This is a genomic window from Rothia sp. HMSC061E04 (assembly GCF_001813685.1).
GTDB lineage: Bacteria > Actinomycetota > Actinomycetes > Actinomycetales > Micrococcaceae > Rothia > Rothia mucilaginosa.
In genome coordinates, this window is the sequence record NZ_KV813683.1 from 18,152 (window position 1) to 33,442 (window position 15,291).

The 15,291-nt window shown below is 56.4% G+C and carries 10 protein-coding genes; 1 reads left to right on the forward strand and 9 read right to left on the reverse strand.

Annotation, left to right across the window (positions count from 1 at the left end; genetic code table 11):
- Positions 1 to 133 precede the first annotated feature (133 nt).
- The 5 genes from HMPREF2927_RS00115 to HMPREF2927_RS00135 form a co-directional block, all read right to left on the reverse strand.
- Complete coding sequence (locus HMPREF2927_RS00115) at positions 134 to 1,687, reverse strand: alanine/glycine:cation symporter family protein (protein WP_070684556.1); 1,554 nt, start codon at positions 1,685 to 1,687, stop codon at positions 134 to 136.
- A gap of 337 nt (positions 1,688 to 2,024) precedes the next feature.
- Positions 2,025 to 5,306, reverse strand: a complete 3,282-nt coding sequence (lysX, locus tag HMPREF2927_RS00120; RefSeq protein WP_083311130.1) for a bifunctional lysylphosphatidylglycerol synthetase/lysine--tRNA ligase LysX — start codon at positions 5,304 to 5,306, stop codon at positions 2,025 to 2,027.
- 120 nt (positions 5,307 to 5,426) lie between these two features.
- Positions 5,427 to 6,779: a Na+/H+ antiporter NhaA gene (gene nhaA, locus HMPREF2927_RS00125; protein WP_070684560.1), complete on the reverse strand. Its 1,353-nt coding sequence runs from the start codon at positions 6,777 to 6,779 to the stop codon at positions 5,427 to 5,429.
- A 243-nt stretch (positions 6,780 to 7,022) separates the two neighbouring features.
- Positions 7,023 to 7,547 carry a ferritin gene (locus HMPREF2927_RS00130; RefSeq protein WP_070684562.1) on the reverse strand — a complete coding sequence of 175 codons (525 nt, stop codon included), beginning with the start codon at positions 7,545 to 7,547 and terminating at the stop codon, positions 7,023 to 7,025.
- 532 nt (positions 7,548 to 8,079) lie between these two features.
- Complete coding sequence (locus HMPREF2927_RS00135) at positions 8,080 to 8,631, reverse strand: MarR family winged helix-turn-helix transcriptional regulator (protein WP_105360507.1); 552 nt, start codon at positions 8,629 to 8,631, stop codon at positions 8,080 to 8,082.
- 1,467 nt (positions 8,632 to 10,098) lie between these two features.
- On the opposite strand from HMPREF2927_RS00135, the gene HMPREF2927_RS00140 reads away from it, so the two are divergent.
- Positions 10,099 to 10,722 (forward strand): superoxide dismutase, encoded by a 624-nt coding sequence (locus HMPREF2927_RS00140; protein WP_070684564.1) that lies wholly within the window; start codon positions 10,099 to 10,101, stop codon positions 10,720 to 10,722.
- 147 nt (positions 10,723 to 10,869) lie between these two features.
- On the opposite strand, the gene HMPREF2927_RS00145 is transcribed toward HMPREF2927_RS00140, so the two are convergent.
- The 4 genes from HMPREF2927_RS00145 to HMPREF2927_RS00160 form a co-directional block, all read right to left on the reverse strand.
- Positions 10,870 to 12,612: an ATP-binding cassette domain-containing protein gene (locus HMPREF2927_RS00145; protein WP_070684566.1), complete on the reverse strand. Its 1,743-nt coding sequence runs from the start codon at positions 12,610 to 12,612 to the stop codon at positions 10,870 to 10,872.
- Positions 12,613 to 13,105: 493 nt separating this feature from the next.
- Positions 13,106 to 13,918 carry an NUDIX hydrolase gene (locus tag HMPREF2927_RS00150; RefSeq protein WP_070629352.1) on the reverse strand — a complete coding sequence of 271 codons (813 nt, stop codon included), beginning with the start codon at positions 13,916 to 13,918 and terminating at the stop codon, positions 13,106 to 13,108.
- Positions 13,919 to 14,179: 261 nt separating this feature from the next.
- The gene (locus HMPREF2927_RS00155) at positions 14,180 to 14,500 is read right to left on the reverse strand and encodes a putative quinol monooxygenase (RefSeq protein ID WP_049360721.1); all 321 of its coding nucleotides are present in this window, start codon (positions 14,498 to 14,500) and stop codon (positions 14,180 to 14,182) included.
- A gap of 136 nt (positions 14,501 to 14,636) precedes the next feature.
- Positions 14,637 to 15,215 carry a TetR/AcrR family transcriptional regulator gene (locus HMPREF2927_RS00160; protein ID WP_070684567.1) on the reverse strand — a complete coding sequence of 193 codons (579 nt, stop codon included), beginning with the start codon at positions 15,213 to 15,215 and terminating at the stop codon, positions 14,637 to 14,639.
- Between the last annotated feature and the right edge of the window lie 76 nt (positions 15,216 to 15,291).

Sequence of the window (15,291 nt, forward strand, 5' to 3'; positions counted from 1 at the left end):
AGGCGTTCAGAGCCTACCGTAGCAAGGACACCCTCCACCATTCACCTCAGGTACGCAAAAAGGGCCCGCCCCGCGCACAGCAGGACGGACCCTCCACAAAGCCTTACGCAGAAACCTGCGTGTAGCTCACAAACTAGCGGTTAGCCTTCTTCGCAGCACGACGCTCAGCAGCCTTTGCATCATACTCAGCCCAGAACTCACGGGTAGTCACCTCATCAGTGCCATCCCATGCCGCAAGATTCTTCAACTCAGGCATATCCGAAGCCTTGAAAATCGGCTCCAAACCAGCCTTACGCTGAGCCTCATAGTTCTTCAACACCGCAACAACCTGCGGAGTCATCAATAGAACCGCCGTCAAGTTCACAATCACCATGCCGGCATTCAACATATCCGCAGTAGTCCACACCAGATCCAGCGAGGAAATCGCACCGAAGAACACGAATACCAGAACCAATGCACGGAAAATATTCATCGGCAGCTTACGCTCAGTCACGAAACGCATATTCGACTCGCCGTAGTAGTAGTTACCAATCACAGTCGAGAACGCAAACATGAAAATCGCTATAGTCAGGAAGTGAACCGCCCAATCGCCCAGCTGCATAGCCAACGCCGACTGAGTCAGCGACGCACCACGAGAACGATCACCATAAGTCGGGTTCGACAGCAGAACAATAAACGCAGTCACAGTACACGCCATCATGGTGTCAAAGTAAACACCCAAAGTCTGCACGTAACCCTGCTTAGCCGGGTGAGAAATAGTAGCGGTCGCACCAGCGTTCGGAGCAGTACCCATACCCGCCTCATTAGTCAGCAGGCCACGCTTCATACCCCAAATCACGGCACCCATGGTACCGCCGGTCACAAACTCCTTGATGCCAAAAGCACCCTGGAAAATCATCAGCAGCATATTCGGAACCTCGGTAATGTTCAGCAGAACAACCAGCAGGCCCAACAGTAGATACAGCACCGCCATAATCGGAACCAGCCACTCAGTCACCGAAGAAATCGCGCGAATACCACCGAAAATAATAGCCGCAGTCAGCGCCACCATAATCAGACCAATAGTGATGCGGAAGCCCATCGAGTTAGTACCCGAAACATCAATGCTGAACGAGTTCGCCGCAGCATCCACCACAGCATTCGTCTGAACCGCCACAAACACAAACGCATAAGTGACCACAATGAACGCCACGAAGATGTAACCCATCCACGGAGCATTCAGACCGCGCTTCATGTAGTACGCCGGACCACCAATATAGGAATCCTTACCGCGCTCCTTATACAGCTGACCCAGAAGGGACTCCGCAAAAGCAGAAGCCGCACCAACAGCAGCAATAACCCACATCCAGAACACAGCCCCCGGGCCGCCCATAGCAATAGCCAAAGCAACACCCGCAACAGTACCGGTACCCACACGAGAAGCCGCCGAAACAGTAAACGCACGGAACGAAGAAATACTCTTCTTACCGTCAGCCTCACGAGCAACCGGGTCACCCAGGACACGGACCATTTCCTTAATGGAACGCCACTGCACACCGCGAGTACGGATCGTAATGTACAAACCAGCCGCAATCAGAGCGTAGTAGAGGAAATTACTCCACATCCAGTTCTGCACGGCATCCACGGAGGAAGTCAGTTCCGCAGTCTGCGTATTAATGTCCCCGATGATATTCAGAAGAAAATCCACTCGACACTCCAATCTTGAAAGCAAAAAGCCCGCACGCTCAAATCCGAAAGACGGACAACGTGTGGGCTACATTGCTGGGTGGCGCGGACTCAAAGCCGCGTAACGGAGGCACATACGCTCCGCATGATTAGTCACCTCATTGTGTCGGCTACGCCACCCGCTCGGCAACTTAAAAAAGGGGCCCAAGCCAAAATGTAACGAATACTTAATATATGGGCAGAGTAAATATAGACTCCGTGGAGGTGTTGACGGCACCGGCAGGGCGGGCACAAAAAGCCCGGCACAAGGCACAAAACCTCGCACCGGGCATAACGAAGAAGCGGGGGTATCAGTCGGGCTACGAACGCTCAGGCTTCACAAACGGGAACGACAACACCCCACGAATCTGAGTCTGAGCCAACAGCATCACCAGACGATCCACACCCAGGCCCAAACCACCCGTCGGCGGCATACCCGTCTCCAAGGCGTAGAGGAAATCCTCATCCACCTCCATCGCCTCCAGATCACCCGAAGCCGCCTTCAACGACTGCTCCGTCAGACGCTCACGCTGCACCAGCGGGTCCGCCAGCTCAGAATAAGCACAGCCAATCTCCATGCCGTTAATCACCAAATCCCAACGCTCCGCCAAACCCGGAACACTACGATGCGGCGCCGCAAGCGGACTCGTCTCGGCAGGGAAATCCGTATAGAACGTCGGCTCCACCGTATGCGCCTCAACCAGCTCACCATACAGCTCCTCAACGACGGCACCCGGACCCATACCCTCATGAACACGCACACCGTGCTGCTGCGCCAAAGCCAGCAACTCCTCAAAATCCGTCTGCACATCCACGCGGCGACCCAGCGCCTCCGACAGGGCATCACACACCGACACCACACGCCACGGATCCGACACATCAGATACCGTGCGCTCGCTCGAAGCCTTATGACCCAACGGCAAAGACACTGAACCAAACACCGACTGTGCGGCATCCTTAATCAGACGCTCCGTCAACTCACGCATCTGCACATAATCCGCATACGGACGATACGCCTCAAGCACCGTAAACTCCGGATTATGGGTCGCATCAGCACCCTCATTACGGAAATCACGACCCAGCTCATACACCGGACCGCTACCGCCCACCACCAGACGCTTCAGGTACAGCTCCGGCGCAATACGCAGAGTCAAATCCTCACCGTACGCATTGATATACGTGCGGAACGGGCGCGCGCTCGCACCACCGTGCACCGTATGCAGAATCGGGGTCTCCACCTCAAGGAAACCCTCCGCATCCAGCCGGGCACGCAGCGCCTTAATGACCGCGGTACGCAGACGCAGATTCTGCATCTGATCCGGATGCACCAACAGGTCCGTGGAACGGCGACGCAGACGCGCCTCCGGATCAGTAAAGGAGTCGAAGGGGATGGGGTGCAGGCTCTTCGACGCCATGTGCCAGGAGGCGGCAATCAGCGATTGGGTGCCGTTACGGCTCACCCCGTAGGTGCCCTGCACGGTGATGATGTCACCGGTGTCCAGGTTGCGGGAGGCAAGGCTCAGTGGGCGCTCGCCCACCAGGCTGCGTTCCATGACAACCTGCAGGGTCTTACCCTCTTCAATGAGGGTCACAAAGAGGACTCCACCGTGCTTGCGAAGCGCGCGAATACGCCCCGAAACCATGAATTCCGAATCTGGAATATTTTCAGAAGAGAATATACGCAGGGCATCCTTCACGCCCAGTACAAGAGCACTGGTACTGCCCAAAGAACCACCCAGCGGATACGGCTCCATGCCCGCCACACGCAGCGCCTCCAAATGGCGCAGACGGTGCTGAGTCTGATCGCTACGCGACACCTCAGGAAGCTCTTCCACAGTAGCGAGCTGCATCTGGTGAAGAGCCTCCAGCTCATCTGCAGAAAGAACCTGCTCCTGATCCTGCAAACGGCGCGCCGACAGATTCGGCAAAAACCCCTCCGCCATACCCGCCGCAACCAAAACATTCGCCATCGCCAACGTCGGCTCCGTCGCCAAAAAACGAGGAACCCACAGCGGGGCAAACTTCAGATTGAAACGATACAGGCGGCGCAACTGCAGAAAACGATCCAGCACACCCAAAGAGCGGGAAGCAAAACGGTTCCACGCCGACGCACCCACCTGATCAGCAGCCTCAAAAATATGGCCAAACATCGCAAAATTCAGCGACACCCGCCGCACACCCAAAGACGCCGCCTGCTCCATCAGCGACGCCACCATAAACTCCACCACACCATTAGGCGCCTCAGGGGAGCGGCGCATAACATCCAGCGATAGCCCCGTAGGACCCCACGGGACGAAAGACAGCAGAGCCACCATCTGACCAGCCTCATCATGAGCCGACACCAGAACAGACGAAGAATCCGCCGAATCATTCACACGATTCAGCGCCATCGAGAAGCCGCGCTCCACACGCCCATGACGCCACGCCGAAATATTCTCCGCAACCTGCTGACACTGCTGCTCATCCAGCTCCGCAAAGCGACGCATCTGCGCCGTGTACCCGCCGCGACGCACACGCTGAACCGCCTGACGCACCGGTAGCATCGACGTGTCATTGAGCGTGAAACGGTCCGCCTCAAGGACTGCCTCCTCACCCATCTGAATAATCGACAGGCCCGCACGGTTATAGGCGCGCGCACCCGCCTCACTCACGCTCAGCGCCGCAGGAACCCAACCATAGCTACGCGCCTGCAGCATCCACTGCTCAATCGCGGCATCCCACGAATCAGGGTCACCCACCGGGTCGCTCGACGCCAAACACACCGAACCCACCGAACGGTACGTAATCGCCGCCCTCTGATCCGGAGAGAAAATCACCTGCTTATCGCGGCGCGTCGCAAAATAGGATAGCGAGTCATTGGCACCGTACTGCTGCAGCAGGGCGCGGATCTTTAGCTCCTTCTCGCCGGTCCATGCATCCGGGGCACGGTAACCGCGCGCCAATAGGTACAGTGCCGCAACCAGCGAGGCACCGTAACCAAAAGACGCCAAGAAAGCCATCACATCAGCAGACCAAACACCAGGATGGGTACGTTCAATACCCATGCCGTGCATCAGCAACTCCCACGGGGTCACCGAACGCAACGGCTCCCACACACCAATACGGCAGAGATACCAGAGCACCAAAGTGGTCAGCAGAATACCGCCAGCTGCCGTAGCAGCCGCACCCGCCCACGAGAGGCGACCAATGCGTGCTGGGAACGCCGAACGAATCGAGAAAAGGAAAGGCACTAGCGCGCACGCAAACACAATGGAGAGCGTATCGACCGTCGAGGAGAAAATACGGTCTTTCGGCATAATCCCCGCGGGGAACACCAGCGTGAAGGCGCTATGGGTCGCAATCAGCGCGCCAAGCACCTGAAAAACGATGGCTGCAATGAGGGCGGCACGCTTGCGCACAATCAGCCCGGACACAAGCACAATCATCGTAATGGCGCTGGGTAGCGTGTGCGTGGAGGGAATATTCAGCAGGTCAGCGGTGACTTTCCACCAAGTGAAGCCGCGACCGTGCCGCAGAGGAGAGATAATCCACGCGAACGTGGTCAGTAGCGCGGCAAAAGAATACACCCCAATCACCACGCGTGCTGATATCTCTGCATACATTGAGGGAGGCGCGGGCGCCTGCCCTGCTCGTGCTGTATGGCGACGTGAGGTAGTGCGGTGAGACATCATTATCAGCGGGGATTGGGGTGTAGGGAAGGTGCTAGACCTTAGAAGTTCTTACTAGGCTTCGGTCTTCGGGTCACGGTAGGTGCCCTCGAAGATGTCGGGGATGCCGTTGTCGTCAGCGTCCACGCTTTCCTTCTCAGCCAGGGCACGGTAGTGCTTGTTACGGCGAGACAGGATAGCCGCGCCCACAATGGCAGCCAGAACAGAGCCGACGAGAATCGCAATCTTTGCGTCCTCAGTGTGCGGAGAGCCGTGCGGGAAGGACAACTCAGCCACCAGCAGGGACACGGTGAAACCGATACCACCGGTTGCAGCCAGACCGACCACGTCAATCCATGCAACGTCCGGATCGAGGTTAGCGTTCTTGAAGCGAGTCACAAGCCAGGTGGTGCCGAAAATACCAAAGGTCTTACCGGCAACCAGTGCGACCATAATGCCGACCGCCACCGAGTCGGTGAGGGCGCGTCCGAGGCCTTCAAAGCCGCCCACAGCCACACCCGCGCTGAAGAACGCGAAGATTGGCACGCAGATGCCGGTAGAGAGGGGACGGAAGCGGTGCTCCAGCGCCTCCGCAAGACCGTGTTCAGCCTGCGCCGCCTCAGAGCGAGCGGACATCTTCACGGGCACCAGGAAGCCCAGAACCACACCAGAAATGGTTGCGTGAATACCGGACTCAAGGAAGAGCGCCCAGGTGATAATACCCAGAGGCAGCAGCAGAATCCATGCGGCGAGAGGCTTCAGATGCAGCATGGTCTCACCGCGGTAGGCAATGAACGCGAAAAGAGCGAGGGGAATGAGCGCGAAGAGCAGGTACTCGCCGTGGAAGTTATTGGTGTAGAAAATCGCGATAATGCAGATCGCAATCAGGTCATCGACCACTGCCAGGGTCAGCAGGAAGACACGCATCGCCGAGGGGAGGAAAGTACCCACGGCGGCGAGAACAGACACCGCGAACGCAATATCGGTTGCGGTAGGGATTGCCCAGCCGTGCAGAGCGGTGGGGCTGGTGAAGTTCAGCGCCGTGTAGATAATCGCGGGCACCGCCACGCCACCGAAAGCGGCCGCAATCGGCACAATCGCGGTGGAGGGCGACTTGAGGTCACCAATCACGAATTCCTTCTTCAGCTCCAGGCCGGTGAGGAAGAAGAAAACGACGAGCAGACCGTCTGCTGCCCAGGTTCCGATGCTCATCTGCAGGTGGTTGAAGCCGGGGATGACCGGGCCGACCACGGTGTCTCGCAGACCAAAGTAGAAGGTGGAGGCGGGGGTGTTGGCGAGTACTACTGCCAGTACCGTCGCAATCAGAAGTACGGTACCGCCGACTGATTCTGCACGCAGAATGTCGGCTACGCGGCGTGAGTTGCTATATGAGCCGCGGCTGAGGGTATCTGGGTTGGTGTGAGTCATTCTCTCCTCTTTCTGCCGTGATATTATGCGGCATCTAAGGCTTTTAAGTTTACTCTGCACTGTATGAGTATTCGAGTACCCGCTGGCGGCTTTTAGCTCCTGGACGGTGCACCGCGGTGTGCTTTCATGGCGTATATACATAAACGTTCCGCCCTCCCCACTGCACGTGGGGAGGGCGGAACGTTTAATATTTTGCAGATATTCTGCGTGTTCGACTAGTGCTCTAGTCGTGCGAACGCAAGATTAGGAACCAGCGATTGCGGGTGCGCCGGACTCCTGGCCGTGGTCGTGTGCCAGCTCGCGTGCAACGTAGTTCTCCAGGTCGAAGAGGTTGCCGTTTGCGCGCTTCACGATGGTCACCAGGGTCTCCATGGTGGCAACTTCCTCAACCTGTTCCTTCAGGAACCAGAGGATGAACTGCTCGCCCAGTGCGTAGTTCTCAGCGCGTGCTGCGGAGAACAGGGCCTCGATCTGACCGGTGACAGCCTTCTCCTGTGCCAGGGACATGTCAACGATTTCCTGAACGTTCTCGAAGTCGTTCTTGACAGCGGGAACAGAGGGGATCTCGACCTTGTGGCCGCGGTCCAGCTTGTACTGAACCATCATGAGTGCGTGCTCGCGCTCTTCGAGGGACTGCTGGTAGAAGAACTTAGCCAGCTGGGGCAGGTCCTCACCGTCGAGCCAGATAGCCATGGACAGGTACTGGTGGGATGCGGCGAACTCGTGGCCGATCTGCTCGTTCAGAAGGTCGTAGAAAGACTTAGACATATGGTTTCTCCTTATATGGTGGTTGCTTTTGGGCGCCGGGATGGCGCGGTGCAACCTGTTGATATTTATCGTAAGGGGTGGGGTGCGTCATGTACAGAGAGAAAAGGCTAATCGGTGAATCAGATAAGGTACCCCTGACATATTGTCACCACAACCCTTAGTGTGGATGTCCTGAATACTTTCTTTGGGTTGTGTGGTATTGGGTGTGTTTCCTTGAGATTTCGCGGTTTAATAGGGACAGACAGCGGGTTTAAAAACCACAAACCTACGGCTCAAAGTAAACATAGAGATGCCATGTTGGGTGCCTGCGCACGGGGCTAGAGGGCGCAAAAAAATCTTAAAAATCTCTCGAAAATGCGGCGAAACTGATGTGGCCAGAACCCCGATACGCCCCCAACCGCCTCCGTAAAGGTTGTTCTGCGCGCGCCCTAAAATCTGCGCGTGCCCTTAAAGAGATAAGGCACGTTCCCGGTGGGGAATGTGCCTTATCTCTGGTTCTCTCAACTCTCATCCCTCTGTGGGATGGAGGAGGTTAGTGTGCGGGGTATTCCCCACGCTGCAGTGCATCAATCGAGATGACGTTTGAAGGAGTATCACCCAGAACAGCCTTACCGATCTCGGCAAGCTGCTCAACCTGTTCGGGGGTGAGGTGATCGAAAATCTGGCGGCGTACTTCGCCAACGTGGCTGGGGGCGACTTCATGGATCTTCTGCTCGCCTGCCGGGAGCAGGTGGCAGATGCTCACACGTCGGTCTTCAGCACTGAGGGAGCGGCGGACGTATCCATCCTTCTCCAGGCGCGCTACAACTCGTGAGAGGCGTGCAGGAAGAGTGTTCGTAGTGATTGCCAGCTCGGTCATGGTGAGGGAATGATCCTTGGACTCGGAAAGCATTGCGAGCACCATGTATTCAACGAAGCTGATGCCAGCCTCGGTCTGTAGCTGGTTTTCCATCTTGCGGGTGAGGCTGAAGATGATGGAGCTAATAAAGAGCCACCCTTCTCGCTCTTGCTGGGAGAGCCACTGGATGGATTCGTTGTGTGCGGTATTGTCAGACCGCTGCGCAGACGTGGTTGGTATGGGCACGGGATTGGTTCCTCTTTTATCGGATATGGAGCTCCCTTATTAAGGGGAGGTGTGGTGTGTTGGCACCCATTGTAGCGAAAGGTCTTGCCCGGTAACCCTAAATTGGTACGGTCAAGTAATGCTTGACACTTTGGTGCTAATTTTTTGAGGGGTGCCAGGGGTATCTTTTTGTACGCAGTGACTGCAAATACCCGGGGTAAGCAAGTGAAAAGCGACATATTCAAAAAGATTTCCAGTACAAGTATAGACAAGACCGTACCAAGAAGCACTTCCGTGCATAATGCTAACTTCCGCGGAATATCAAGGTTTTTTGGGTGATGGAAGAAAATTCTTGGGTTGGCAAAGAGTGTTCCAAGGTCGAAAAATAACGAAACGATAACAAAAATTTTAAAAAAATCTCGGTTTTGGCTTTGCAACCGTAATGAAACCGTGTACACTAATTATATAACGGGGTCGAAGGAAGCCTCCGAGGCGAGACCGGAAGCTCGCTTCGATAGGTTCGACTCTCTATTTATCGGTGATTGTCGTCGGTGTACGAGTAACTCGTATTTCTACCGACGGATGTGCGGTGCGGGTGCAGTTCGTGGTTGGGCTGCATTCCGTACCGTATCTTTTTAACTCAAATTTCTATCAACTCACTCTAAGAGCATCCAATGGTCGGGTGCTCTTTTTTCTTTGCCTTCATAGGGATTAGTAAGAGCACCCCTATGGACTAGGGGAGAAGCATGAGTTGAGGGGTCTGCGTACCTGCACTGCGCACCTTGCAGCTGTGGTGTTACTGTGCCGTATCGCGCCAGGGATGTTACCCACAGGGGTTATCCACAATGGTTATCCACAGTGTGGAGAACTTACACGCATGTGATTTGGCGAAGCTGGCGATGGTGGCAATGCGAGACAAAAAGAGGGGTTCAGTCAAAAAAATCTTGTAATTACAGGCTTTCACAGTCATTAAAACCGAGGGTAAGTTCTTAAACAGAAGACCTTTTCACCTTTAAACCCGCGGAACCCGAAAATTTCCACACCTGTGGATAACCCTGTGCACTTAATCCACCGCCTCCGGCATAAAGAGGTATGGAAGACCGATCAACGCACCTTTCAGTGTTCAATATTTTGGCTAGTAGAAGGAAAAACGCCCCGAATGAGGGTGAAAATTCTGCAGTTTATCCCCCGCGCATCCCCAAAAAGAGCTGTTATCCACAGTAGTTATCCACAGTGTGGAGAACTTACAGCACTGTTATTCACATGAGTGCATACCCCGGTATTTCAAGGCAGAATAGGGTGCCGGCTCTGAAAATCCTGTTGATATATAGGGTTATCCACAGGTGTGGGGAAAAGTTTCAGCCTAAAATCCACAGGCTCGAGCGAGGTCTTACATACATGTGACGCTCCCCAACTCGTGAAAAGTAAAGTAAACGCTACGCTGGTAATCTTTAATACAAGCCAAGTTTTCTAATGAAAGGCATCATCATGGCTGAAAAGTACACCCTCCCCGAGCTCCCCTACGACTACGCGGCGCTCGAGCCCCACATCTCCGCAAAGATCGTGGAGCTGCACCACGACAAGCACCACGCAGCATACGTTGCAGGCGCTAACGCAGCTCTTGAGCAGCTCGAAGAGGCACGCGAGAACGGTGCATACGGCAATGTCTCCAAGCTCTCCAAGGACCTGGCGTTCAACCTGGGTGGCCACACCAACCACTCCATCTTCTGGAACAACCTGTCCCCCGAGGGTGGCGACAAGCCCACCGGCGAGCTGGCAGCAGCAATCGACGAGTTCTTCGGCTCCTTCGACAAGTTCCGTGAGCACTTCACCAACGTTGCACTGACCATTCAGGGCTCCGGCTGGGCAATCCTCGCATGGGACACCGTTGGCAAGCGCCTCATCATCGAGCAGCTTTACGACCAGCAGGGCAACATCTCCGTTGCACTGATCCCCGTTCTGCAGCTGGATATGTGGGAGCACGCATTCTACCTGGACTACCAGAACGTCAAGGGTGACTACGTCAAGGCATTCTGGAACATTGTAAACTGGGCTGACGTTCAGGCTCGCTTCGAGCGCGCAGTGTCCCAGACCAAGGGCCTGGTCCTCTAATCTAGGTTTTTGTCGGCGCGGTGAAGTAGCCGCGGTGAGATAACTGAAACGGGTGCCCGGCGCCTCCATATTCGGAGGTGCCGGGCACCCGTTCGTTAAGCCCCGGGTAGCACCCGCGGGGTTGGGTTCGGAACCTTAGGCGGAACCCTAGAGAGCCAGCGTGCGGTCAATGCGGATGCGGCGGCAGAAATCCTCATCATGGCTCACCACGATGAGTGCACCGGTATAGGCTTCGACTGCCTGCACCAGCCAATCCACAGAAGAAATATCGAGGTTATTCGTCGGCTCATCCATCATGAGTAGCTGCGGCACCGGATCTGCCAGAAGCACCTGCGCCACCGCGGCACGGAAACGCTCACCACCGGAGAGCTCACCGGTCTTATGGTGCACGCTCTCGCGGCGGAAAAGTAGGCGCGCCAGCTGGTCACGCAGATGCTGTTCGCTCGCACCGGGATTCGCCCTCTGTACGGTTTCAAGAAGGGTGAGCTCCGGGTCGAGGATGATGCGCTGCGGCAGGTATGCGGTGTTATCCAGACGGTAGAGCACTTGGTATGCAGGCGGCACTGGGGAACGGTAATCAGGGTCATTTGCGTGCGCTATCGCATTGAGAAGCACAGTCTTGCCACTGCCGTTTGCTCCCGTGATGTGCAGGTGTTCGGGTCCGGTCAGGATAAGAACCTCGGGAAAATCTTGGATTTGAAACAGATAATCAACTTTATATGGTTGTGTTTCACGTGAAACGGTGTTTTGGGTGTATGCCTTCTTAAGGTCGGCGCTCTGCGGTGTAGATGCGCAAGAGTCGTTCTTCACCCGATGTAATTCCAGTACCTTCCGCCCCAATGGGAGCGCATCCTGAGCAAGTTCCAGATAGATACGCTCCTGCACGCGCAGGTTCTTTTGGGCTTCTCCAACTGCTGCACGTGCATCCGCCACCATGCTTTCGTGGGCTGTGTGAAGTTTCCCGGCAGAGCGCTCTGAACTGTTTTTATCCAGGCCCATAGCCATGCCAGGTTTCCGCTTTGACCGTTCAAATTCGCGGCCTCGGCGGGCGTTGCGATCGAGCTTAATCTGGTTCTCGGTGCGCTCACGCACAGCCTTACGCGCCTCATTCTTCGCCTCGGTCACGCGACGCTGAGCCGCCTGCTGCTCGGTCTCCAGCGCCTGCCGGTAGGTGCTGTAGTTACCCTCGAAAAGGCGCAGATGCGCCACCCCCTGCCGGTCGGCGTGAAGCTCGGCAATCACGTTTACGCGCTCCAGTAGGTCGCGGTCGTGGCTAATAATGAGCGCCGGGCAGGTGAGGGTTTCAAGAGCCGTATAAAGCCGATTCTTCGCCGAAGAATCCAGATTATTTGTGGGCTCATCCAGCAGAATGAACTCTGGGTCTGAATACAGAAGCGCGGTGAGTGCGGCTGTGACCGTCTGACCACCTGAAAAGGTGCTAAGGGGACGCATCAGAAGGTTGCGACGGGCCTGTGTATCGGTCGTAGTGAGGGCAGGACCAAAACCATGTTCGGCAAGGGCTGCGAGGGTGCGTTCTTCAATATCCCAGGCGTCGCCTATGGTGTCGTAAAGGCTGGGGGAATAGTCGCCCGATTCCAGCACATCAAGCGCCTGCAGTATTTTTGTAATTCCAAAAATATCGGCAAGATGCTGATGCCCACTCAACCCTAAATCTTGCGGTAGGTACGCTATGCGCTGTGGGGTGCTGATTATGCCTTGACTAGGGTTTATGTCGCCAAGAATAAGTCTGAAGAGGGTGGTTTTTCCGGCGCCGTTATCGCCGATAAGTCCGGTGAGTGGCGCAGAAAATACCGCGGAAAGGTCGGTGAAAAGTGGGGGCTCACCCGGATGCGCATACGAAATATGGTTGAGTGTAATGTGGTGTGGCATGGGCCGAGTTCCTTCGAATGGGTGCTCGGATTCCTGCCAACGCACATGAAGGCGTGAAGGCATGAAAAAACCCGAGCGTAACGGTGGATGTACCTGTGCCCGGGTGCGTGCGCGCTGATTGGAACACGTAGAAACGTGTCCGTAGAGCTGCTGCGTGAGCGCGCGAAAAATTCTTCTGAGTCCGGGCTTATGCTCGGTGGGTCATTTCTTTGATGCCTCCTAGATTCCGAAGGGCACCCCGGTCGCGCCTTGGGTGGCTTCGGTCAAATGATACGTTCAGCTCCGTCGGCTACTTCTGCAACGAGGTGGCGGTAAAAGCGAGCTGAGGACTCCAGTATAGGGAGCGTGCGGGTGCTGAGTCAAACACCCTCCCACAAAACCTCCTGACAAGTGCCGATATCCCCTAGACAACGCAAAAAGAAGGGCGACACCATTCGGTGCCACCCCTCCTTTTAGGCATTAAATCTGCGCGCGTACAACGCGCGAAAGGCTATTACGCCTCGTGGCGCTCACGGTACATGCCCAGCGGGCCCGCATCCGCATATGCCTGAGCGTCGTTGTAACGGTACAGGCGCGGCGGGCGGTGACGGGTGCCCTCCACGCGGCGGCCGGTGTCAATAATCGACTTCGATGCTGCAATCTGGCGGCGGAAGTTCGCCGGATCCAGGGTGCGACCCAGAATCGCCTCGTACACCTCACGCAGCTGCGCCAGGGTGAACTCTTCACCCAAGAAAGAGTGCGCAATACGCGAGTACTCGACCTTGTTCTGCAGGCGGTAGAGCGCGTACTCAATGATTTCGTTGTGGTCGAAGGCGAGCTCGGGCAGCTCATCCACCGGGAACCAGCGGATGTTCTCGTGCACGCGAGTGTTCGCGACCTCGGTGGCGGGAATCGACGCCCAGTACACCACGGAAACCACGCGCTCGTGATCAGTACCGGGTGCCGGTTCGGGCTCGCCCACAACGCGGGCGGCACGCGCCTCGGGGGTGCGCAGAACGTCACCGAATGCGTAGAGCTGCTCCAGGTAGCCGGGCTGCAGATTGGTTGCACGCTTCAGGGTCGAAGCCGCTGCCTCTTCGAGGGAAAGATTCGGGTTAAGCGGACCGCCAGGAAGTGCCCACTGGCCCTTATAGGGCTCGCGGAGGCGGCGAACCAGCGGCAGCCACAGGGTCGGGTGGGTTTCGTTGTCCTTGGGGCGCAGTGCCAGAATAACGGTCGAGACGGCGAGGGATACAGAGGTGTGGTCCACGTCGTTGTGCTCTTCAACGGCGACTGCGCCGGGAAGAGGCTGGGATGCGATGCTCATTCAGACCTCCTGTGCGAATGGGTATCGATAGGTGTGCATACTCTACCCATTTTAAGGGGTTAATAGGGTAAAAATGCACGCAAGGCACCCGCTGACCCGAAAACCGGTACCATCCGCGTCGTGTCAAGGGGAAAAGTTCAGGTACCGGACACGCCAAAGCACCCCTCCTGCCTGTCCAATAGAACAGGCAGGAGAGGCGCTTTAGCGTCTACTTATGCAACATCTAACTATGCAGTTTTAGGTGCATATCAGGGGTGCAGACTAGTCGATCTGCAGCTCGCCCATAGCGTCCCAGCCGTCGCCGTCAACCAGGCGAGAAATAATCTTCGGGGTTGCAGTCAGCAGCGGACGCATGTCCTTCATAGCCTGCTGGAAGTGGTCAGAGTTCACGTGCGGGCCAGCTGCATCGTCGTTGAAAGCCTCGAGCAGAACGAACTCGTTCGGGTCCTCAACACTGCGGGACCACTCGAAGAACTTGTTGCCTTCCTCGGCGCGGGTTGCCTCGGTGAAAGCGCGGGTCTTCTCGATCCACTGGTCAGCGTATTCGGGCTTGACGGGGAACTTGACAGCAATGAAAATCATTGGAACTCCTTGGTTGAAGAGCGGTTACGTACTCTTCCAGTTTAAGTCCTGGGTGCTCGCCGGCGCTGAAGAATACGGTCTGAGGCGGCGGTTTTAGCTTGTGGCTTTAAGCGCTGTATCGGGTGGTTTTTGTGGTTTAACGAGTCGCCGCCTTGAGTACCTGCAGGGCGCGTTCGAGTGCCGCTCGGTCTGCCGCGATGGCTGCGGCCCTCTGCGGGCTGGCGGAGTCGCCTCCGAACGCCGCGTTGTAGTACATGCCGTCACCCAAAAGCAGCACGGTGCGGGCAATCTGTTCATCGCCCAGCTCAGCGAGGACGAGCGCATGCCAGCCATCCTGTACGCGGCTCATGGTCTGCTGGGCAAGCTCGTTATTGCTCTGTGCCAGGCGGCTGAGAGCAATGAGGGCGCGGTCGAAGGGGGAGTTATCTGGCGTGGAGGAATTGATGTAGTAGGCGCTTGCCCCCTCAGGTGCCTGCTCCATCGCCGCGAAGTCCTCTTTAGCCAGGGTGAGGGTGCGTTCTGCGAGCGCCTCAAGTAGCGCCTTCTTGGAGGCGAAGTGGTAGAGTAGCCCGCCCTTGGAGACCTTGGCGGCGGTGGCGACGGCGTCGAGGGTTGCGGCGCGTTCTCCCGAGCGAATCAGCAGGTCGACGTAGGTGTCGAGGATGTGTTCGCGGGAGTTGTTGGCGTGCTGTTTGCGGTGGTTGGGTGTGGTCATGGGTACCAGTCTAACCGCTTGAAACTATACCGTCCAGTTGGTATAGTTAATCTTCGTTTGTGGACCCGCCCGGCAC